25 protein-coding genes are annotated in these 21,376 nt (G+C 61.1%); 11 read left to right on the top strand and 14 right to left on the bottom strand.

Annotated features, from left to right (window positions below):
• Positions 1–554: AlgP family protein (locus BMX59_RS05610; RefSeq protein ID WP_218189798.1), on the bottom strand; the 554-nt coding region annotated here is incomplete at its 3' end.
• A gap of 192 nt (positions 555–746) precedes the next feature.
• Here BMX59_RS05610 and BMX59_RS05605 point away from each other — a divergent pair.
• Complete coding sequence (locus tag BMX59_RS05605; RefSeq protein ID WP_092241732.1) at positions 747–1,424, top strand: FKBP-type peptidyl-prolyl cis-trans isomerase; 678 nt, start codon at positions 747–749, stop codon at positions 1,422–1,424.
• Positions 1,425–1,480: 56 nt separating this feature from the next.
• Here BMX59_RS05605 and rsd read toward each other — a convergent pair whose 3' ends face one another.
• The 7 genes from rsd to BMX59_RS05570 form a co-directional block, all read right to left on the bottom strand.
• Entirely contained in the window at positions 1,481–1,939 is a 459-nt protein-coding gene (gene rsd / locus BMX59_RS05600; RefSeq protein ID WP_092241730.1) for a sigma D regulator, read from the bottom strand.
• 210 nt (positions 1,940–2,149) lie between these two features.
• A complete protein-coding gene (locus BMX59_RS05595; RefSeq protein ID WP_071488036.1) occupies positions 2,150–2,671 on the bottom strand; it encodes a disulfide bond formation protein B in 522 nt (173 codons plus the stop codon).
• A 236-nt stretch (positions 2,672–2,907) separates the two neighbouring features.
• Positions 2,908–4,149: a heme biosynthesis protein HemY gene (locus BMX59_RS05590; RefSeq protein ID WP_093120459.1), complete on the bottom strand. Its 1,242-nt coding sequence runs from the start codon at positions 4,147–4,149 to the stop codon at positions 2,908–2,910.
• A 5-nt stretch (positions 4,150–4,154) separates the two neighbouring features.
• Positions 4,155–5,267 carry a uroporphyrinogen-III C-methyltransferase gene (locus BMX59_RS05585; protein WP_092241728.1) on the bottom strand — a complete coding sequence of 371 codons (1,113 nt, stop codon included), beginning with the start codon at positions 5,265–5,267 and terminating at the stop codon, positions 4,155–4,157.
• An 18-nt stretch (positions 5,268–5,285) separates the two neighbouring features.
• Positions 5,286–6,044, bottom strand: a complete 759-nt coding sequence (locus tag BMX59_RS05580; protein WP_092241727.1) for a uroporphyrinogen-III synthase — start codon at positions 6,042–6,044, stop codon at positions 5,286–5,288.
• Positions 6,041–6,982, bottom strand: a complete 942-nt coding sequence (gene hemC / locus BMX59_RS05575; protein WP_093120456.1) for a hydroxymethylbilane synthase — start codon at positions 6,980–6,982, stop codon at positions 6,041–6,043. The genes BMX59_RS05580 and hemC overlap by 4 nt, the downstream gene beginning before the upstream one ends.
• Positions 6,983–7,120: 138 nt before the next feature.
• A complete protein-coding gene (locus BMX59_RS05570; protein WP_071488041.1) occupies positions 7,121–7,867 on the bottom strand; it encodes a LytR/AlgR family response regulator transcription factor in 747 nt (248 codons plus the stop codon).
• Positions 7,868–8,370: 503 nt separating this feature from the next.
• On the opposite strand from BMX59_RS05570, the gene argH reads away from it, so the two are divergent.
• Positions 8,371–9,765, top strand: a complete 1,395-nt coding sequence (argH, locus tag BMX59_RS05560; protein WP_093120451.1) for an argininosuccinate lyase — start codon at positions 8,371–8,373, stop codon at positions 9,763–9,765.
• A 159-nt stretch (positions 9,766–9,924) separates the two neighbouring features.
• On the opposite strand, the gene BMX59_RS05555 is transcribed toward argH, so the two are convergent.
• Positions 9,925–10,584 (bottom strand): glutathione S-transferase family protein, encoded by a 660-nt coding sequence (locus tag BMX59_RS05555; protein WP_092241722.1) that lies wholly within the window; start codon positions 10,582–10,584, stop codon positions 9,925–9,927.
• A gap of 126 nt (positions 10,585–10,710) precedes the next feature.
• Between BMX59_RS05555 and BMX59_RS05550 the strand changes: the two genes are divergently transcribed.
• The 3 genes from BMX59_RS05550 (at position 10,711) to BMX59_RS05540 (ending at position 14,355) form a co-directional block, all read left to right on the top strand.
• Entirely contained in the window at positions 10,711–10,995 is a 285-nt protein-coding gene (locus tag BMX59_RS05550) for a hypothetical protein (protein ID WP_058424213.1), read from the top strand.
• Between the two features lie 96 nt (positions 10,996–11,091).
• Entirely contained in the window at positions 11,092–11,346 is a 255-nt protein-coding gene (locus BMX59_RS05545) for a TIGR02647 family protein (protein ID WP_010207442.1), read from the top strand.
• Positions 11,347–11,514: 168 nt separating this feature from the next.
• A complete protein-coding gene (locus tag BMX59_RS05540; protein WP_093120447.1) occupies positions 11,515–14,355 on the top strand; it encodes a class I adenylate cyclase in 2,841 nt (946 codons plus the stop codon).
• Here the strand turns inward: BMX59_RS05540 and rnk are convergent.
• From rnk to cyaY, 3 genes are all read right to left on the bottom strand, one after another.
• Positions 14,352–14,765, bottom strand: coding sequence for a nucleoside diphosphate kinase regulator (rnk, locus tag BMX59_RS05535; RefSeq protein ID WP_058424215.1), 414 nt, complete (start codon positions 14,763–14,765; stop codon positions 14,352–14,354). The two genes, BMX59_RS05540 and rnk, sit on opposite strands and share 4 nt — an antisense overlap.
• A 130-nt stretch (positions 14,766–14,895) precedes the next feature.
• Positions 14,896–15,114, bottom strand: coding sequence for a DUF1289 domain-containing protein (locus tag BMX59_RS05530; RefSeq protein ID WP_092242377.1), 219 nt, complete (start codon positions 15,112–15,114; stop codon positions 14,896–14,898).
• A gap of 2 nt (positions 15,115–15,116) precedes the next feature.
• Positions 15,117–15,449: an iron donor protein CyaY gene (cyaY, locus tag BMX59_RS05525; RefSeq protein WP_092241718.1), complete on the bottom strand. Its 333-nt coding sequence runs from the start codon at positions 15,447–15,449 to the stop codon at positions 15,117–15,119.
• A 238-nt stretch (positions 15,450–15,687) separates the two neighbouring features.
• Here cyaY and BMX59_RS05520 point away from each other — a divergent pair, with 238 nt between their 5' ends.
• The 6 genes from BMX59_RS05520 to BMX59_RS05495 are packed head-to-tail and all read left to right on the top strand — an operon-like array spanning position 15,688 to position 20,273.
• A complete protein-coding gene (locus BMX59_RS05520) occupies positions 15,688–15,858 on the top strand; it encodes an LPS translocon maturation chaperone LptM (protein WP_010207449.1) in 171 nt (56 codons plus the stop codon).
• Between the two features lie 9 nt (positions 15,859–15,867).
• Entirely contained in the window at positions 15,868–17,115 is a 1,248-nt protein-coding gene (gene lysA, locus BMX59_RS05515; protein ID WP_092241716.1) for a diaminopimelate decarboxylase, read from the top strand.
• Between the two features lie 3 nt (positions 17,116–17,118).
• Positions 17,119–17,949, top strand: a complete 831-nt coding sequence (dapF, locus tag BMX59_RS05510; protein WP_093120442.1) for a diaminopimelate epimerase — start codon at positions 17,119–17,121, stop codon at positions 17,947–17,949.
• A 13-nt stretch (positions 17,950–17,962) separates the two neighbouring features.
• Complete coding sequence (locus BMX59_RS05505; protein WP_071488047.1) at positions 17,963–18,679, top strand: DUF484 family protein; 717 nt, start codon at positions 17,963–17,965, stop codon at positions 18,677–18,679.
• Positions 18,680–18,681: 2 nt separating this feature from the next.
• Positions 18,682–19,581, top strand: coding sequence for a tyrosine recombinase XerC (gene xerC, locus BMX59_RS05500; protein WP_093120439.1), 900 nt, complete (start codon positions 18,682–18,684; stop codon positions 19,579–19,581).
• Positions 19,578–20,273, top strand: coding sequence for an HAD family hydrolase (locus BMX59_RS05495; protein ID WP_092241710.1), 696 nt, complete (start codon positions 19,578–19,580; stop codon positions 20,271–20,273). Before xerC ends, BMX59_RS05495 begins: the two co-directional genes overlap by 4 nt.
• A 183-nt stretch (positions 20,274–20,456) precedes the next feature.
• Here the strand turns inward: BMX59_RS05495 and sutA are convergent, their stop codons facing one another.
• Both sutA and BMX59_RS05485 read right to left on the bottom strand, forming a co-directional pair.
• Positions 20,457–20,780, bottom strand: a complete 324-nt coding sequence (gene sutA, locus BMX59_RS05490; RefSeq protein ID WP_092241708.1) for a transcriptional regulator SutA — start codon at positions 20,778–20,780, stop codon at positions 20,457–20,459.
• 103 nt (positions 20,781–20,883) lie between these two features.
• A complete protein-coding gene (locus BMX59_RS05485) occupies positions 20,884–21,309 on the bottom strand; it encodes a secondary thiamine-phosphate synthase enzyme YjbQ (protein WP_010567185.1) in 426 nt (141 codons plus the stop codon).
• Positions 21,310–21,376: the final 67 nt, after the last annotated feature.

The raw sequence follows: 21,376 nt of genomic DNA, 5'->3' as shown, positions 1-21,376 counted from the left end.
GTTTTAGCGGCTGGCTTGGCGGCTGGTTTTGCAGCAGCGGTTTTAGAGGCTGGCTTGGCAGCAGCAGGTTTTGCTACGGCTTTAGCGGGTGCCTTGGCAGCAACAGCTTTGCTCGCCGGCTTCTTCGCGCTCGCTGCAACAGCTTTAGCTGGGGTACGAGCGCCCAGCACCTTAGCAACGGCTTCCTTCACACGACCAACGCCCTGGGCCAGCTTCAGGCTTTCCTGAGCATCTTTTTTAAGTTGGGAAATGTAGGCGCGGGTTTCAGCTTGGCGATCCTTGAGGGCGTCCAGCAGATCCTCAAGTTCTTTGACAGCGTCTTTGGCTTTGGCTTGTGCCTTGGCCTTGCCGGCAGTAGCGGCGTCTTGCAGTTTGGTGCGGGATTTGTGCAGCTTCTCTTGCGCTTTACCGCGTTGTTTTTCCAGCTTGGCGAGCAGTTTTTCTGCATCGGCCAACGCTTGGGAACAAGCGCTTTCCAGATGTTCGAGCAAGCTGCCCGAGAGTTGTTGGAGTAAATGCAACGGGGTATTAACAGGCTTCTGTTTGGCCGACATGGTTTACCTCCTGGCTGACGTGGGTGCGGCTCATACTAGCCCTCTGCTCTTACCGCCGCTAGGGCATGTTGACAGTATCGTTTGCCTGGCGTTGCACCGTGAGAAAATTCTTATCGAGATAACGAAAATACGCGGCACTTTTTACGTCACCACACTGGCATAATCCGTCGCACTTTCGGCGGGAGGATGCCCATGTCGCGTTACTTTTTTCTTGTGCTTGGCCTGGCGATTTCGGTGGCCAATGCGAGCGAACAATCGCCGGTAAAAAACACCGACCAGAACCAGCACGACCTCGCCTACAGCCTGGGCGCCAGCCTCGGCGAACGCCTGCGCCAAGAGGTTCCCGACTTGCAGATCCAGGCGCTGGTCGAAGGCCTCAAACAAGCCTATCAAGGCAAACCCCTGGCGCTGGACAACGCACGCATCGAACAGATTCTTGCCCAGCACGAAGCACAAAGCGAAGCTGACGCGCAGGCACCTCAAAGCGAAAAAGCACTCGCGGCCGAACAACAATTCCTGAGCAAAGAAAAAGCCGCAAAGGGTGTGCGCGAGTTGGCGGATGGAATCCTGCTTACCGAGCTCACCCCAGGCACTGGCGACAAGCCGAAGGCCAGCGATCAGGTTCAAGTGAAGTACGTGGGACGGCTACCCGATGGGACAGTGTTCGACCAGAGCGCGCAACCTCAATGGTTTCGCCTGGACAGTGTGATCAGCGGTTGGAGCAACGCGTTGCAACAGATGCCGGTGGGCGCCAAATGGCGCCTGGTGATTCCATCGTCCCAGGCCTATGGCGCCGACGGTGCCGGCGAATTGATCCCGCCCTATACACCCCTGGTGTTCGAGATCGAATTGCTCGGTACCCGACACTGAGGCAACAAAAAACGGTGCGCCATGCGCACCGTTTTTTGTACCCCTATTATCGAGGATCAAGCCTGGGTAGCAGACTCTTCCTTGTGAGCGTTGTGCAGCACTTCGATCAAGCAGTCTTCCAGCTCGAATCGTTCGTGAAGCAACGCGCCCAATTCTTTGAATTTATCCGCCACACAGTTACCGGCATCGCACAGGTCGGTAAACTCGAGCAGCTTCTCAGTGATGACATCGATGCGCGGGTAGAGGGTCTCCGCCAAATCCAGGCCACGCTGATCGTCAAAGGCCTCCGCCTCCTTGGTCAGTTGCTCGTAGACACCGAAATGGCCGGCTGACACGTAGTCCACCAAGACACCACAAAAGTCCTGCAACGGTTCACGGTTCTCGGCCAGTGCTTCAGGCTTGGCGCCAAGAGCATCAAAGGCCCGAACCAGTTCGTGACGTGCCTTCAGCCAGCTGTCGATCAGCTTGTGCACCCCACCCCAGCGTTCCTGAGCATTCTGACAACTTTCCAGCATGATGATCTCTCTTCCCTAATAGGGGCGCTGCCGCCTGGTGCCCGCGCAACACTTCAAGGATAAAGCAGCAGCCGGACAAGGCCGCATCTGACAAACGGTTTGAACTACACGTGCGGGCCAGATTATGCCCGCATGACTATGGCTTCAAGGTACGCAGGAGAGAAAGTTCATACAAGTGTTTAATCCCGTCCTACAAACTGCGACCCGATATCAGCGCCTCGCCGGGCGCAAACGCTGGCTCAAAAACAGCTGTGAAAATTGCATGACGCCCAGTATCAACATCCCAATGAAGAACAGCAGGCTCCACTCCGGCAGGCTCAAGTCAAACAGCGTCCAGTTGATCTCAACGCAGTCGACGGTGCCTTTGACGGTCAATTGCAGAGCCTGCCAAAACGACAGGTTTTCGATCATGTAATGCAGGCTGGGCCAGCAATCAGCCGACTGTCCCGGTGCGGCGTTTTGCAGCAGTACCTGGCGTACGGCGGTAATGGCACCCAGCAGTGCGAAGCCCATGCTCGCCAGCCCATACAGGCAGATAACCGAGCGCTTGGGGTTATGAAGGGCGGCGACCAGATTGACTAATGTGAAACCGGCCAGGAAACCCCGCTGCATCTGGCACAGGAAGCAAGGACGCAACGAGACCCCGAACTCGAGGTAAAACGAGGCGCCCAATGTCAGCGCACCCGCCAGGAACGCAAGGACATACAAGGAGCGTGAAGGGGCCAAAGACATGCTTTATCCGCATCGCGAAAGATAGGTCGCTACGGTAGAGGAAAGGCCTGACCGCTTTCAATACATGCTGGAGCAGACGATTCCGCGAGAGGGTAAGGAGATCCCGCCAGAAGATGGAAGACTTTAGACAACAGAGCGTCGGACTTTGCCTACAATCGCACTGATAGCTGCTTTCCGAGGTCCTGAGGGATTGGCTGCCAGATATATCCGAGCCAACCCTCGCCTGTCTTCCTACCTCAAACCCGAGCCGGGACGGGTAACGGTGAGGCCAGCAAACGGTTATCCAGCAAACCCAGCCCTTCCTGGAACAATTGGTTACTGCGCTCGGTGTCACCCAGTTGGGCCAACAAGCGCGCCAGCTCGGCGCAGGCCTCAGGGTTACGCTGCACCTGCAGGCTGCTTTCCAGATAGTCTCGTGCCTTGCCCCACAAACTGTTTTGCAGGCACAGACGGCCCAACGTCAGCAGCAGGCTGGCATCGCCAGGATGATCCTTCAGCCAACCTTCGGCAAACTTCAGCTGCCGGGCCGGGTCGCTGCCGCGCAACAGACCGTACAGCCGGATCAGGTGGCTGTCGTAACCACGCTTGATGGCGCCGCGCAATGCTTCCTCAGCCTTGGCGTCGGCGCCCAGTTGGCGCAATTGCTCGGCATAGGCCAGGACCAATTGCGGCTCCTGACGCTGAGCGGACGTCAGTTGTTGCCAAGCCCGTTCAAGGGACTGCAAGCCGGCCTCGCCCTGTTCTTCACGTTGGGCTGCGAGGCTGAGGTTCTCGCCCCACGCACGACGCTCAAGCTCGGCCAGTTCACTGGCGGGCAGGACTTTGTCCTTGCGCAATTCCGGCAACAGGCGGATCACCGATGACCAGTCGCCCCGCTGCTGATGCAAGCGCTGCAATTGGCGCAGCACCTGCGCGTTATGGGGATGGCGTTCGTGCATCGCCTGCAAGGTGGTCAGCGCACCCTCCGTATCACCACGGTCCAGTTGCAGCTGGGCATGGCTCAAGGCAACCGCCAGCTCGGCCTGGGGCTGACGCTCCAGGGCACGCTCCAGCAAACCATCGGACTCTTCGTAGCGCCCCTGCTCATTGGCAGCACGGGCCGCGCCGAGGTAGTACAGCAGTGGCTGACGCTCGGCTTCGGCAGCGCGGTGCAGGTGGCGCTCGGCGCTGGCCCAGCGGCCTTCGGCGAGGTCCATCTGGCCTTGTTCGATGGCGATCTGCACGCGGCGGCTGCGGTTGCGCCGCGACCACGGGTTGACCACGCCACCGGAAGTGGTGACCAGGTTCAGGAGCACGCGGATCAGGTAAATCGCCAAACCGATGGCAAACACCGCCACCACGGTCGCCCACAGGCTTGACTCGTAATGCAGCACGTGCGGGTAGGTGACCAGCACGTAACCGGTGTGTTTCGAAATGCCCACCGCCAGCGCCAGCGCGATGGCAATCGCCAGCACCAGGACCACATAGAAACGTTTCATCAGCTCTACTCCTGCTTCGCCGGCGTCGCCGCCGCCTTGGCTTCGTCGGCAGACAGATGACGCCGCTCAAGGTACGCCTGCACAGCCGCCAGGCTCGCAGCCAGGTCCGGCGTCACCACCGACACCGCCTTGGGCTCAAGCTCTGCAATACGCGCCAGCATCGCCTTGCTCTGTGGGTTGTCCTGGTTGAAGTTGTCCTGCAAGACGCTGCGCGCCTCGCCCAGGGAGCGGCTATAGACTGCCGACTCGCCATTGAGAGCGGCCCATTGTGCTTGCTCCAGGGCCAGGCTCAGGGCCAGGCGCACCTGGTTCAAGCCTTGGCCGGCCAGCAGCGGGCGGATGTTGTCATCCGGGTTGAAGTCGATGCGGAAGTAGCGGGAAATCTGCTCCCACCATTGGCTCCAGCGGCTTTCGGTGTCGGTGGTCGGGCGGCCTTGGGAGGCCGGCTCGGTCAACTGATATTCGGGGGCGATGGCCGCCAATTGCACGACCTGGTCGCGCAAGGCCGCCAATTGCAGGTACAGCCCGGTGCGGTCCGGCTGCTCGGTGCTACGCAGCGCGGCAAGGCTCTTGGCCAATTGCTCGCGTGCCGCGTAGGAGCCGGGATCGCTTTGCTCGCGAAGAATCTCGTCGGCACCCTGCACCAGCGCCTGCGCACTGTTGATGTCCTGCAGGGCAGACAGACGCAGGCTCGCCAGGCGAATCAAGTGTTCGGCCTCGGCCAGACGCCAGTCCTTGCGGCTGGCGCCCAGCACGGTTTCCAGGCGCTGGCTCAGACGTTGCTGGTCGCCTTGCAACTGGGCCACCAGACGACGGCGCTCCTCAAGCTCATCCGCACCCGGCAACTGCGCCAGGCGCGCCGCCAGTTGCTGCTGGCTTTGCTTGAGGGACTGGGACTGGTCATCGAGGGTCTGCACCTGGCCCAACTGCTGTTGGCTGCTGGCCTGCAGGGCGCGGACCTGCCAGATCCCCCAACCGCCGGCGGCAACACCGGCGGCGCCGAGCAGCAGGGCGACGATTGCCAGGCCATTGCCACGGCGCGGCGCGGTGACCGGTGACTCAACCGGCGCATCAAGTGCGGGTTGGGCTTCATCTTTAGGCAAGGCTGTTTCGCTCACGTATCCGTCCTTTGCGTTTCAGAGAGTGGGAACGGTATAGCTCCGTATCGCCACTAACAAAGCCGCGGCACTCGCACCACGACAATCCACAACTTTTTCTGCACCGGCGGCCCGCGCCATCTCCTGGACTCGCGGGCTCGGCACGAACAACGGTAGCTGTGCCACTTGCGGCCAATCGGCTCCGGCCAGGGCTTGCAGGTGTAGAAAACCCTGCCCACTGCTGACCACCAGGCCGTTCAAGCGTTCCAACTGGATGCGTTGCATCAGTACCCCGGCGTCGTAGGCCGGCAGGAAACGGCGATACAACTCCAGATAGTCGACACTAGCACCTTGCTCACGCAAACGCTCCGCCAGCAGCTCACGACCACCCTCGCCTCGCAGGATCAAGACCTGGGCATCAGGGCGTGCGATAGCCTCGCGCAACGCAGGCAATTGAAGCAAGGCCTCGCTGTCGTCGCCAGTGGGGGGATAGTGAACGGTGAGGCCGTGATCAGCCAATACCTGCGCGGTGGCGGCGCCGACACTGAACCATGGCAACTGCGGCCATGCGCGATCCAACTGCGCGACCGCAAGTCGCGCCGCCGGCTTGCTTACTACGATCACCGCGCAGTAGCGGCTCAGGTCATGGAAGACAGCCTGCTGTTCAGGAGTGACCGGCAGCGGCTCAATATCCAGCAACGGCAAGCTGCTGCTGAAAACCCCCGCATCGGACAACGTGGCCGCCAGGGCCATCGATTCCTCGGCAGGCCGCGTCAGCAGCACACGCCATTCGGTCACTGCGGGCCGGCCTCGCCGTAGACTTTTTGCAGAATGGCACCGGCGCCCTTCTCCAGCAGCGCTTCAGCCACCTGGATACCGAGGGCCGTGGCATCACGTTGCGGGCCACGGACCTCGGCAGTCAGCAGGGTGCCACCCTCCGGATCACCCACCAGGCCACGCAACCACAGGTTTTCACCTTCGAGCACGGCGTAGCAGGCGATCGGCACCTGGCAGCCACCGTTGAGGTGCTTGTTCAGGGCGCGCTCGGCCGTGACGCGCACTTCGGTGTCCTGGTGATCAAGAGGTTTGAGCAGGGCGTGGATTTCTCGGTCGGCGGTACGGCATTCGATGCCAACGGCGCCTTGCCCACCGGCGGGAAGGCTGTCCTCGACGCTGATGGCCGAGGTGATGCGGTCTTCAAAACCGAGACGGATCAGGCCGGCGGCGGCGAGGATGATCGCGTCATATTCACCGGCATCCAGCTTCGCCAGGCGGGTGTTGACGTTGCCACGCAGGAAGCGGATCTGCAGGTCCGGACGACGAGTCAGCAGTTGCGCCTGGCGACGCAGGCTCGACGTACCGACGATGCTGCCCAGAGGCAACTCATCCAACGATGCATAAGTATTGGAAACGAAGGCGTCACGCGGGTCTTCACGCTCACAGATACAAAACAGGCCCAGGCCTTCTGGAAAGTCCATGGGTACGTCTTTCATCGAATGCACGGCGATATCGGCTTCATTTTGCAGCAGCGCGGTTTCCAGTTCCTTGACGAACAGGCCCTTGCCGCCGATCTTCGACAGTGGCGAGTCGAGCAGCTTGTCGCCACGACTGACCATGGGCACCAGGGACACCTTGAGGCCAGGGTGGGCCTGCTCAAGGCGTGCTTTAACGTATTCGGCCTGCCACAAGGCCAGGGCGCTTTTACGAGTGGCGATGCGGATTTCGCGAGAGGACATGGATCAATCCGTACTGAATAGATACGGCAGATAATAACAGCTCAGGCAAATACGCTTTGATTTGAATCAGCAAGTGCGGGGCCTCCCTGGCCACCTCGCACCGGGATATGGAATGCAGGCCTCGCTACAACCCCTGGGCTAAAGCTGCTGCATCATCTTGCGCACACCGGCCACATGCCGCCGGCTGACGATCAACGCGTCGCCGTTAAGGCCTTTGAGGAAAAGCTGGAAATGCCCCAGGGGCGTGCGCTGCAAACGTTCGATGCGCTCACGGGCCACCAGCGCGTTGCGGTGGATACGCACGAAGCGGTCGCCGAACTCATCCTCAAGCGCCTTGAGCGGCTCATCGAGCAGCACTTCGCCGCCCTGGTGACGCAGCGTCACGTACTTGTGATCGGCAATAAAATAGACCACTTCACCCAGCGGGATAAGTTCGATGCCTTTACGGGTACGGGCGCTGATATGGCTGCGTGGCCCGTTACCACTCTGGGCGGCAGGCTGAGTCAGGGCGGCAAGCTGGACGCGGGTTGGGCGCTCAGCCTTTTTGAGGGCCTTGAGCAAGGCGTCGCCCACCACCGGTTTGATGAGGAAGCTGACACCGCTGGCTTCCAGCGTTTCCGTGGAAAACTCTTCACCGGTTGCGCAAAACACCACGGCAGGTGGCGACTCTCGCTCGCTCAATCGAGCCGCCACTTGCAAGCCATCGAGGCCCGGCATACGGATATCGAGCAACACCACATCCGGCTTGAGGCTGTCGATCAGCGTCAACGCCTCTTCGCCCGTGGTGGCGCTCGGCTCTAATACTGCGTAACCCTCGAGTTCACTGACCAGACGGCTCAGTCGCTCGCGGGCTTGGGGTTCGTCATCAACGATCAGGACATTCATATTGCGCTGGATTCCTGCGTGAGTCTCGCACAAGGATAGCGTAGACAGGTGCGGTGACTTGCGTCACAGCGATCCACGCTAAGACTAGCGCGAGCGGCAAAAAGTGCCCTGAGAGTGGCACCCATATTTACCCGGACCTGTTCAATAGCGCCCAAGACCTGCTGCCTTCGGGCATCGTCGTAGGGTTTGCTGATACACAATCCGAATACCCCCCTTTTTAATGGATAGTCTGGGCTCTGACCGCATTACCCGACTTTGGTGCATTCACACACTATCAGTCCAACTGTAGACGCTCGCCGAGACGACATTGCTCAATCGTCAAATATCGTTTCAATAAGCCCCTTTCCTCAGTCTCGTCCTGGACGCGGTCGACGGCAAGGCACTTAGCCATCCTTTGCACAAATAAAATGCCGACGACCCGCAGCACCGCGTCCACGGGCAACCCTGTTATTATCGCCGGCACACTTCCATGCCTCTTTATTAAGCAGATCACGAGCGAATCCATGAGCACCGACAAGACCAACCAGTCCTGGGGCGGCCGCTTCAGTGAACCCGTCGACGCCTTCGTCGCCCGCTTCACCGCCTCCGTCACCTTCGACCAGCGCCTGTACCGCCACGACATCATGGGCTCCATCGCCCACGCGACGATGCTGGCCAAGGTCGGCGTGCTGACCGATGCCGAGCGCGATAGCATCATCGACGGCCTGACCACCATCCGTGACGAGATCGAAGCCGGCACGTTCGACTGGCGCGTCGACCTGGAAGACGTGCACATGAACATCGAGGCCCGCCTCACCGACCGCATCGGTGTGACTGGCAAGAAGCTGCACACCGGCCGTAGCCGCAACGACCAGGTGGCCACCGATATCCGCCTGTGGCTGCGTGACGAGATCGACCTGATCCTGTCCGAAATCACCCGCCTGCAGAAAGGTTTGCTGGAGCAGGCCGAGCGTGAATCGGACACCATCATGCCGGGCTTCACTCACCTGCAGACCGCGCAACCGGTGACCTTCGGCCACCACTTGCTGGCCTGGTTCGAAATGCTCAGCCGCGACTACGAGCGCCTGGTGGACTGCCGCAAGCGTGCCAACCGCATGCCTCTGGGCAGCGCCGCCCTGGCCGGCACCACTTACCCGATCGACCGCGAGTACACCGCACAATTGCTGGGCTTCGACGCTGTTGGCGGCAACTCGCTGGACGGCGTGTCGGACCGTGACTTCGCCATCGAATTCTGTGCCGCCGCCAGTATTGCGATGATGCACCTGTCGCGCTTCTCCGAAGAGCTGGTGCTGTGGACCAGCGCGCAATTCCAGTTCATCGACCTGCCGGACCGCTTCTGCACCGGCAGCTCGATCATGCCGCAAAAGAAAAACCCCGACGTGCCCGAGCTGGTGCGTGGCAAGAGCGGCCGCGTGTTCGGCGCCTTGATGGGCCTGCTGACCCTGATGAAAGGCCAACCCCTGGCCTACAACAAGGACAACCAGGAAGACAAGGAGCCGCTGTTCGACGCCGCCGACACCCTGCGCGACTCGCTGCGTGCGTTTGCCGACATGATCCCGGCGATCAAGCCCAAGCACGCGATCATGCGTGAAGCGGCGCTGCGCGGGTTCTCCACGGCGACCGACCTGGCCGACTACCTGGTGCGCCGTGGCCTGCCGTTCCGCGATTGCCACGAAATCGTCGGCCATGCGGTGAAGTACGGTGTGGACACCGGCAAGGACCTGGCGGAAATGAGCCTGGAAGAACTGCGCCAGTTCAGCGACCAGATCGAACAGGACGTGTTTGCCGTGCTGACCCTGGAAGGTTCGGTGAACGCCCGCAACCACGTGGGCGGGACCGCCCCGGCGCAGGTAAAAGCCGCAGTGGTACGCGGCCAGGCCCTGCTCGCAAGCCGCTGATCCTTGTGGCGAGCGGGCTTGCCCCGCGCTGGGCTGCGAAGCAGCCCCAAAAACTGACACCGCGCAATGCCTGACAGAGCGCGGTGTTCTTACTTGGGGCCGCTACGCAGCCCAACGCGGGGCAAGCCCGCTCGCCACAAATTCGCGCAACTTCAGAATCTATTTTTTTGCCGCAATCATCGCCATAAACGCCGGCATTGCCGCCTCCCTATCCGCCGCCACTTTCTGCGCGTTGGGCATGGCATGCAACCGCTCCAGCAACGCCTTGGCCGCCGGCATTTCAGCCAGCAAATCCAGGCCGAACAGTTTTTCGCCCACCGCACAGGCGAGGTTCACGCTGTACATGAAGTACAAATCCGCAATCGTGAAGCTTTCCCCCGCCACATACGGCGCGAACTTGCCGTGCCTGCCCAGCGCACCGACCCCCAGCAGCAACTCGGACCTGGACTTCTCCTTGATCGCCTCCGGCACCGGCATGCCCATAAACGCTTCGGCGTAACACGCACGGGCCGGCAGCTCGATGTACAACTCGATCTCCCTGCACAGCGCCAGCACCTGGGCTCGCTGGAACGGCTCGGCGGGCAACAGCGAAGGTCCTTCCTGGGTCTGTTCGATGTATTCGAGGATCACACTGGTTTCGTTGATAAACCCCTGCTTGACGCCGAGGGCCGGCACCTTGCCACGTGGGCTCACCGCAAAGACATCGGGGGTCTGCCCAGAGAAAAAGGGCACCTCTTCGAACGGCAGTCCCTTCTCCAGCAGCGCCAGCTTGACCATGTTGTAGTAGTTGCTGACCGAGAATCCGTAGAGCTTGAGCATTGCAGGTGCCTCCAGGCCGGGAATGGGGTTGGCTGCAAGGGTTATAGCCCCCAGGGCCCGGCCTTGCCAGCAGCATCACCCGCCTGAATGGGGGTAGACTGACGCCCTTTCCTTGAGGAGCCAGCCATGAGCGAGCCGACCGATATCGACAACGACGAAGAAGAATTCGCCGAAAACACCCTGATCGAAGCGATCGAGAACCAGATTGAAAGCGAAAACCCGCCGGCGGCCAAAGCCACGTTCAACAAGCTGACACTGGTGGGTTACGAGCGTGAAGAGATCCTGCAACTGATGGCCCACGTGCTGGCTGTCGAGATTGATGCGCTATTGGAAGAGGACCGTGCGTTCAATACCGAATGGTATGAAACTGCACTGCGCGCCCTGCCGGAACTGCCCCCGGAAAAGCAATAATCAGGGGGCGCAGCAACACGCTGGACAGTTCGGCAAAGTGCGTTCACCTTATGGCCTGCTAGCCTCTAATAAATTCTTAGAAAGTCTGGAGTCCTTATGTCGTATACCCCTGAGTTGGTTGCCGAACTGGAAATCCTTGTACTCTTCCCATTGGACAGCACCAAGGAAGGTCTGAAAGTTCACCAGACCGCCGCGCCCACTGCCATCGCTGCTGCCAAGCGCCTGCACGCGAAAGGACTTATCGACCAACCGGACGGGGGCTACCTGACCAGCCTTGGCCGGGACGCTGCCGAACAAGCCCAGACCCTGCTGACCATCCTGACCACTGCCACTACCAAAGAAGCTGCCTGATTCCCTACACCGCCCATGGAGTCCGCTACTGGCGGATTCCGGGGGCATTGCTTTGGAGGTGCGAAAATTCTGACGTCAAAATCCATTTCCCTCTAAACCTCCTACGCTACTGGCTGTAAACTCCTACATGGCCGCCCACGTCGGGCTCTGCGAGCCACCGACTTCGACATGACCCGCCCCCATGAGATCCGCCCCGACCTGGACGAAGGCATCGACCGTAAGGTGCTGGCCCAATTGCGCGCGCGTTTCATGGCCCTCAACGAAGGGCGCATGGCCCGGGCTGTCGAAGGGCTGACTCCGCGTCAGCAAAGCGTGCTGACCTTGTTGCCGCTGTTCTTCCACGTCAATCACCCGTTGCTGCCCGGCTATGTATCGGGCAGTACACCGGCCGGCCTGTCGAATTTCGAACCCGACGCCCAGGCACTGACCGAAGCCCAGCGCCTGACCCGCTCGTTCTCCTACAAGCCACGCCACGGCAACCCACCGCGACCGATTCACGGCCTGTTTCTGATGGGCAGCCTTGGGACGCTGGCCCAGGCCGACCAGAGCGATATGGATGTGTGGGTGTGTCACGCCGCCGACCTGAGCGAGGTGGAACTGGCCGAACTGCGCAAGAAATGCCAACTGCTGGAAGCCTGGGCCCTGACCATGGGTGCCGAGGCGCACTTCTTCCTGATCGAGCCGACACGCTTTGTGCTCGGTGAGCGCGACACACAACTGAGTTCCGACGATTGCGGCACCACCCAGCATTACCTGTTGCTGGACGAGTTCTACCGCACCGCCATCTGGCTGGCCGGGCGTACACCGATCTGGTGGCTGGTGCCGGTGTATGAAGAGACTCGTTATGCCGAATTCACCCACACGCTGATTTCCAAGCGCTTTATCCGTGCCGACGAAACCCTGGACCTTGGCCACCTGGCGCGCATCCCCCCGGGCGAATTCATCGGCGCCGGGTTGTGGCAGCTGTTCAAGGGCATCGAGTCGCCCTACAAGTCGGTGCTCAAACTGCTGCTGACCGAGGTCTATGCCAGCGAACACCCGAACGTGCACTGCCTGAGCCTGCGCTTCAAGCGCGCGGTATTCGCCAACCAGATGGACCTGGACGAGCTGGACCCCTACATCGTGGTCTACCGCCGTATCGAGGAATACCTCAAGGCCCGCAACGAGCCAGAACGCCTGGAACTGGTGCGGCGTGCGCTGTACCTCAAGGTCAACCGCAAGCTCAGCGCCGGCCAGCGCAGCACCAGCTGGCAACGCCTGCTGCTGGAGCGCCTGGCCCATGAATGGGGCTGGGACCAGCGCCAACTGACACTGCTGGACAGTCGCAGCCAATGGAAAGTACGCCAGGTCGCCTCCGAGCGCCGCGCATTGGTCAACGAGCTCAATTACAGCTATCGCTTCCTGACCCAGTTCGCTCGCACCGAACAGACCGTCAGCCTGATCAACAAGCGCGACCTCAACGTATTGGGCCGGCGCCTGTATGCCGCCTTTGAACGCAAGGCCGGCAAAGTCGAGTTCATCAACCCCGGCATCGCCCCGGACCTGGCCGAAGACACCCTGACCCTGGTGCAATCGCCCAATCGCAAGGAGCCGGGCCAACACCACTGGGGCCTGTACAACGGCAACCTCACGGCCCTGGAATGGGAGCACTTCGCGCCGATCAAGCGCAGCCGCGACCTGCTGGAGATGCTCACCTGGTGCCATCGCAACGGTGTGATCGACAGCAGCACCCGCCTGGCCCTGCACCCCGGCACCAGCGACATGACTGAGTTCGAGCTGTTCAACCTGCTGGGCAGCCTGCAACAGAGCGTCGCCCTGCCCCTGGCCAGCGTCGATGAAGAGCGCCTGCTGCGCTCGGCGGTGCCTGAGGAAGTCCTGCTGCTGATCAACGTCGGCGTCGACCCGCTCAAGCACCACCGCGACCTGAACATCCTGATGACCACCGAACGCACCGACTCCCTGAGTTATGCCGGTGTGCGCGACAACCTGGTGCTGACCCTGGACCAGGTCACGCTCAACAGCTGGAACGAGGTGATGGTCAGCCGCTACGACGGCCCTCACGCCTTGCTCGACTGCCTGCGCGACTACCTCAATCAATTGCCGGCGGACCATCTGCCACGGCTGCGGGTGCGCTGCTTCTGTCACAACCGCGCACAGTTCATTGCCCAGCGCGTGGAAGAAATCTTCGACACCGCCCAGAACCTGCTGCTCGGTCAGGGCAATCACCGTTACCTGCTCCAGGTACAGCAGCACTATCACGTGATGGAGCTGATACCGGGCCAGGCGACCCACGTGTCACTGCCCACCCAGGACGCGCTGATCGCCTACCTCAGCGAAGAACTGGCCTGCTACAGCCCGCTGCATCTGGACGCCATGGCCCTGGAAGACCATGACCTGGCGCTGCTGCTGCCGATGGGGCTAGCCGATTGCGTGCAGGTGTTCTACCGAGTCAACGAAGGCTTCGCCGAGTTGTATGTGCTGGATGAATTCAACGCGTTGTGGCAGCAGCGCTTGCCGTTCCATGACGAACAGAGCCTGCTGGCGCCATTGCAGCGCTTTTTGCAGTCGATCATTTATCGCCGCGACGCGCTGTCACCGCTGGACACGCATGAGCCACTGGGCGCAGTGCAAACCTTGTATTACCAACTGCTGCCGTCGGGCAGCGGTCGCGCGCGCGGCATCGAGCCTCGCCCTGCGCCGTCGAACCCGGCGAATAAACCGTTCTATGACGTGCAGGCGATTATCGGCAAGGCAGCGCCGGGCCAAGTGGGGATCACCCTGTACTGCAATCAGCGGGAGTTTTCCGAGCTGGAATTTGGCGACCAGCTGTTTGCAGTGGTCGCCCAGGAAATCGTCGGGCAACGCCGGGAGCCCGAACGTTACCGCTGCTACATCACCGACTTAGACCTGTCCGGCCTGCTCGGTGATGTGCAAAGCCCCAGCAACCTGTACCTGCGCTACAAGGCCGAGCTGGAACTGTCGCTCAACGAGGCGCTGAGCCGGATTTAAAGAGGGAAGGCACCGCCGTCCTTGGGCTGGCCTTCAACACTGAGCAATTCCAGCTTGAGCGTCTTGCCGCCAGGGGCCGGCCAGTCGATATGCTGGCCAACCTGCAGGCCAAGCAAAGCACTGCCTACCGGTGCCAGGATCGAGATCTTGCCTTCATCGGCATTGGCATCTTTCGGGTAGACCAGGGTCAGGTGGTAGTCCTTGCCGCTGCCTTGCTCACGGCAATGCACGCTGGAGTTCATGGTCACGACACCCGCAGGCACTTCATCGTGGCCAACCACTTCTTCGGCGCGGTCGAGTTCGGCTTGCAACGCTTCGACGCCGGGAGATTCGTCGCCCAGGCGGTCGATCAGTTGCTCCAGACGCTGCACGTCAAGACGGGTGAGGATGATGGACGGTGCGGTGGTCATGATTCAGGCAGACTCCTTTTTTCTGCACAAAAAAGCAAAACCCCGCCAGGAAAGGCGGGGTTCTCACGGGCCTCGATGAGTTGAGGCGTATCCGGACACTACCACAGCGTCACAAATAAACAAGACGGCCTCAGGCGCGGGCCCGGCGCTGCTCGGCCTCGGCGCAGATGATCCGGCGCCGTGCATCGTCGGCAGAGCGCCATTCACGGATGTCTTCCACATGGCGGAAACAGCCGAGGCAGACTTTCTGCTCGTCCAGGCGACACAAACTGATACAAGGTGACGGCACCGCCGGGCTGACATTACTGAACAGCGGCTTGGGCGGACGGACGGGAGCAGGCTGGGTCACCATCAAATCTCGTCGAAATCCAGGTCGGCGCCGGCTTGTTCCTTGACCAGGCGCGCGAGCATTTCACTGAGCAGTTCATCGCTGGTGTCACACTGCCAATTGTTGTCTTCTTCGTTGAAATCAAAGTGAAAACCACCGGAACGCGCAGCCAGCCACAACTGACGCAGCGGTTCCTGGCGGCTGAAGATCAATTGAGTGCCGTTTTCAAACTTGACGGTCAGTACACCGGCCGAGTTTTCCAGGTCCACGTCCAGGCCGCTGTCGTCGAAAATATCTTCCAGCGCCTGCTGGGTCGAATCCACCAGGTCGTGAAAACGGGCTTCGGTCAAACTCATTGTGGCAACCTCAAAAGTGTCTGGTTTTGCTCGAGCGCCGCACGATACGGGCGAGCCCCGCCGATTGCAAAGGATACCGATTCCATCACGATTGGCGGTACGAAATATCCACGGCCAGCGTAGTCCACTTCATCTTCATGTCGGCAAACCCCCGCCGGACGGGTATTCCAGCGCATAGGCAAGCTGGCGGGTGGTCGGTATACTCGGGCGCAATTAATGCATATTCAAGGATTTCGCCATGAAGCGCCTGATCTCTTCCCTTGCTGCGCTCGTCGCGGTCGCTTGCCTCGTTAGTGCCTGTGGTCAAAAAGGCCCGCTGTACCTGCCCGATGACAGCAAAGACCCGAATGAACAGGCGCAATCGTCGCAAAAACCATCCAAAGCGCATAAGCACGACACCTACGAATAAGGGTATTCCATGGACGCTTTTAACTACCGGGACGGCGAGCTGTTCGCGGAAGGCGTGGCGTTGTCCGCGATTGCCGAGCGCTTTGGCACCCCGACCTATGTGTATTCCCGTGCGCATATCGAAGCCCAGTACCGCTCGTTCACCGATGCGCTCGACGGCGTGCCGCACCTGGTGTGCTACGCGGTCAAGGCCAACTCCAACCTGGGTGTACTGAATGTCCTGGCGCGCCTCGGCGCTGGTTTTGACATCGTCTCCCGTGGCGAGCTGGAACGTGTGCTGGCTGCCGGCGGCAAAGCCGACAAGATCGTGTTCTCCGGCGTCGGCAAGACCCGCGAAGACATGCGCCGCGCCCTGGAAGTCGGCGTGCATTGCTTCAACATCGAATCCACCGATGAACTCGAGCGCCTGCAGGTCGTGGCCGCCGAGATGGGCGTTCGCGCGCCGATCTCCCTGCGCGTCAACCCGGACGTCGACGCCGGCACCCACCCGTACATTTCCACCGGTCTCAAAGAGAACAAGTTCGGCATTGCCATTGCCGACGCCGAAGATGTGTACATCCGCGCCGCCCAACTGCCGAACCTGGAAGTGCTGGGCGTCGACTGCCATATCGGCTCGCAACTGACCAGCCTGCCTCCGTTCCTGGATGCCCTCGACCGCCTGCTGGCGCTGATCGACCGTCTCGGCGAATGCGGCATCTACCTGCACCACATCGACCTCGGTGGTGGCGTGGGCGTGCGTTACCGCGATGAAGAGCCACCGCTGATCGCTGACTATATCCAGGCCGTGCGCGAGCGCATCGAAGGCCGCGACCTGACGCTGATGTTCGAGCCGGGCCGCTATATCGTCGCCAACGCGGGCGTGCTGCTGACCCAGGTCGAGTACCTCAAGCACACCGAGCATAAGGACTTCGCCATCGTCGATGCGGCGATGAACGACCTGATCCGCCCGGCGCTGTACCAGGCCTGGATGAATGTCACCGCCGTGACGCCTCGCGCCAGTGAAGCCCGCGCCTACGACATCGTCGGCCCGATCTGCGAGACCGGCGACTTCCTGGCCAAGGATCGTCAGCTGGCCCTGGAAGAAGGCGATCTGCTGGCCGTGCATTCGGCCGGTGCCTATGGGTTTGTCATGAGTTCCAACTACAACACCCGCGGGCGTACCGCCGAGGTGCTGGTGGACGGTGATCAAGCGTTTGAAGTGCGTCGCCGCGAGACGGTAGCCGAGTTGTATGCTGGCGAAAGCCTGCTGCCGGAGTAAGCCATGCTGCTGCGTTTTACCAAGATGCACGGGCTGGGCAATGATTTCATGGTCCTCGACCTGGTCAGCCAGCACGCGCATATCCTGCCCAAGCACGCTAAACAGTGGGGCGATCGTCACACCGGCATTGGTTTCGACCAGTTGCTGATCGTCGAGGCGCCGAGCAACCCGGAGGTGGATTTCCGTTACCGGATCTTCAACTCCGACGGCTCCGAAGTGGAACAGTGCGGCAACGGTGCACGCTGCTTCGCGCGCTTTGTGCTGGACAAGCGCCTGACCGCCAAGCGGCAGATCCGCGTCGAGACCAAGAGCGGCGTGATCGAGCTGGATATCCGCAGCGATGGCCAGATCAGCGTCAACATGGGCGCGCCACGCCTGGTGCCGGCGGATATTCCGTTCCAGGCCACCGAGCAGGCTGTCAGCTATGCGTTGGACGTGGACGGCAAGACCATCGATATTGCCGCCGTATCCATGGGCAACCCCCATGCCGTGCTGCGGGTCGACGACATCAACAATGCGCCCGTGCATGAATGGGGGCCGAAGATCGAACACCACCCGCGCTTTCCGGCACGGGTCAACGTGGGCTTCCTGCAGGTGATCGACCGTTCCCGCGCGAAATTGCGCGTGTGGGAACGCGGCGCCGGAGAAACCCAGGCCTGCGGCACCGGTGCGTGCGCCGCTGCCGTGGCCGCGATCAGCCAGGGGTGGATGGATTCGCCACTGCTGATCGACCTGCCCGGCGGACGCTTGTCCATCGAGTGGGCTGGCCCTGGCCACCCGGTGATGATGACCGGGCCGGCCTCGCGCGTATACGAAGGACAGGTCCGTCTATGAGTGAGCCAAGCCAATGACCGATAAGCCTCAAGTACCCGCACAAGCATCCCCGAGCAACAGCCTGGAGGCCGCTGCTGTCGCGGCGTACCTTGAGGCTAATCCGGACTTCTTCGTCGAACACGAAGAGCTGTTGCCGGCCCTGCGCATCCCCCATCAACGCGGGGATACCGTGTCGCTGGTAGAGCGGCAGATGAAGATCCTGCGCGAGCGCAACATTGAAATGCGCCACAAGCTCTCGCACCTGATGGACGTCGCCCGCGACAACGACCGCCTGTTCGAGAAAACCCGCCGCCTGATCCTGACCCTGATGGACGCCACCAGCCTGGAAGAAACGGTGATCGCCGTGGAAGACAGCCTGCGCCAGGACTTCCAGGTGCCGTTCGTGAGCCTGATCCTGTTCAGCGACAACCCGATGCCGGTGGGTCGTTGGGTCAGCGGCAGCGACGCACAAACCACCATCGGTGGCCTGCTGTCCGAAGGCAAGACCATCAGCGGCACCTTGCGTGAGCATGAGCTGGACTTCCTGTTCGGGGCCGAACAGCGCAAGCAGATCGGCTCCACTGCCGTCGTCGCCCTCAGTCATCAAGGCCTGCATGGCGTGCTGGCCATCGCCAGCCGCGATCCTCAGCACTACAAAAGCTCCGTGGGTACCTTGTTCCTGACCTACATCGCCGAAGTACTGGGCCGCGTCTTGCCGCGTTTCACCACCGCCCTGCGCGCGGTGCGCTAGCCATGGAACGGCAACTGGACGCTTACTGCGCTCACCTGCGCAACGAGCGCCAGGTGTCGCCCCATACCCTGGAAGCCTATCGACGGGACTTGAACAAGGTCCTGACGTACTGCGAAAAACAACAGATCAGCAGCTGGAAGGCCCTGGATATCCAGGGCCTGCGCAGCCTGATCGCGCGACTGCATCAGGCCGGCCAATCCTCGCGCAGCCTGTCGCGCCTGCTCTCGGCGGTGCGTGGGCTCTATCACTACCTGAACCGTGAAGGCCTGTGCGACCACGACCCGGCCAACGGCCTGTCGCCACCCAAGGGCGAGCGGCGCCTGCCCAAGACCCTGGACACTGACCGTGCCCTGCAACTGTTGGACGGTGCGGTCGAGGATGATTTCCTGGCCCACCGCGACCAGGCGATTCTGGAACTGTTCTATTCCTCGGGCCTGCGCCTTTCTGAGCTGACCGGCCTGAACCTGGATCAACTGGACCTGGCCGACGGCCTGGTGCAAGTGCTCGGCAAGGGCAGCAAGACCCGCGTCCTACCGGTAGGCCGCAAGGCACGGGAAGCATTGCAGCTGTGGTTGCCGCTGCGCCTGCTGACCAACCCGGCGGACGATGCGGTGTTCGTCAGCCAGCAAGGCCGGCGTCTTGGACCCAGGGCGATTCAGGTGCGGGTGAAGGCCGCCGGGGAGCGAGAGCTGGGGCAGAACCTGCACCCACATATGCTGCGACACTCTTTCGCCAGCCATCTGCTGGAATCGTCCCAGGACCTGCGCGCCGTGCAAGAGCTACTGGGCCACTCCGATATCAAGACCACACAGATCTATACCCATCTGGATTTCCAACACCTGGCAACGGTATACGACAGCGCCCACCCAAGGGCCAAACGCATCAAGGACGGCGACTCATGAGTATCAAGCTGATCACCTTCGACCTGGACGACACGCTCTGGGACAACGTACCTGTCATCATCAGCGCCGAGGCGTCGATGCGCGAATGGCTGGCGCTTAACGCCGCCAAGGTCGGCGATTTGCCGCTGGAACACTTCGCCAGTCTTCGCCAACAGGTGCTGGAGCGCCATCCCGAGCTGAAACACCGCATCAGCATCCTGCGTCACCGGGTGTTGATGCATGCATTTGAAGAGGCTGGTTATCCGCAGCCTGAGGCCACGGAAATGGCCGATGTGTGCTTCGAAGCATTCATTCATGCGCGCCACCAGCTCACTCCGTTTCCCGAAGCCGAGCCTATGCTCCAGGCGCTACGCCAGCACTTCCTGCTGGGTGTGATCACCAACGGCAATGCCGATGTGCAGCGTGTTGGCCTGGCGGACTACTTCCATTTTGCACTGCGGGCCGAAGATATCGGCATCGCCAAGCCAGATGCGCGGTTGTTTCAGGAGGCCTTGCAGCGTGGTGGCGTGGACGCAAGTGCGGCGGTGCATGTTGGCGATCATCCGGGGGATGACATTGCCGGGGCGCAGCAGGCGGGGTTACGGGCAGTGTGGTTTAACCCGACGGGTAAGGCATGGGAGGGGGACAAGCGACCGGATGCGCAGATTCGTAGCCTGACAGAGTTGCCGGAACTGCTGCGCAGCTGGAAGTAACACCGTAGGTCAACATGTGGGAGGGGGCTTGCCCCCGATTACAGTGGGTCAGCCAATATATTCGTTGGCTGATACACCGCTATCGGGGGCAAGCCCCCTCCCACATTTTTATCGCCGGTAACGTCCAGGCATGAAAAAACCCGCAGCGACGGCGGGCTTTTTCTTACAAGCAGGTGACTGACCTCAAATAGGTCGGCTGCCGTACTTGTTATCCGGCTTCTTCGGTGGGTCTGCCACCACGTTGGCCTCGACTTCCTGCACTTTGCCGCCTTTAGCGAGGAACTCTTCCATCGCACGGGCCAGGGCATCACGCTCTTTGTTCTTGGCTTCAACGCTTGGCAATTCATCTACCGACACAGCTGCCTTGGCTTTGCCTTTGGCGGCCGGGACAGGCGCATCATCGCCACTGTCGTCGTCGGCAACGTCTTCCGCCGCCTCAAGGCCTTCTTCGGTGTCGTCTTCGTCACCTACTTCGAGTTCGTCGTTTTCCAGATCATCGTCGCTCATGTTCTACCTCATGACTTGCGAAAAGCAGATTAGTTATAGCCCAGCTTCACCCTCTGTCGACGGCTGCCGGAAAAAAATCAACATCCACTGGTTAACCAGTGGCTTATGCCCCATCACCGTGCAAGGTGGCGAGGACTTTACGAGCACCGCCATGATCACGGTGCTCGCCCAGATAAACACCTTGCCAGGTCCCCATCGCCAAGCGGCCGGCCTTCACCGGCAAACTCAGCTGGCAGCCCAGGAGACTGGCCTTGAAGTGCGCCGGCAGGTCGTCCGGACCTTCGTCGTTGTGTTCGAACCCTGCGAGGCCTTGCGGCACCAGCGAATTGAAATAACGTTCGAAGTCACGGCGTACCGCCGGGTCGGCATTCTCGTTGACGGTCAACGAGGCCGAGGTGTGCTGCAGCCACAGATGCAACAAGCCCACGCGACAGGCCTTCAATTCAGGCAAGCCGGCCAGCAACTCATCGGTTACCAGGTGAAAGCCCCGGGGCTTGGCCCGCAGGGTAATCAGGGTCTGTTGCCACATACAGTTCTCCGCCCATCGGCGCGCATTCTAGCGCGCTCAGGGAAAAAACAAAGTGCCGAATACGCCT

The organism is Pseudomonas sp. NFR09, from assembly GCF_900111535.1.
Lineage (GTDB): Bacteria > Pseudomonadota > Gammaproteobacteria > Pseudomonadales > Pseudomonadaceae > Aquipseudomonas > Aquipseudomonas extremorientalis.
Note: the sequence above shows the minus strand (reverse complement) of the source record. Positions and strands in the feature narration are given on the sequence as shown.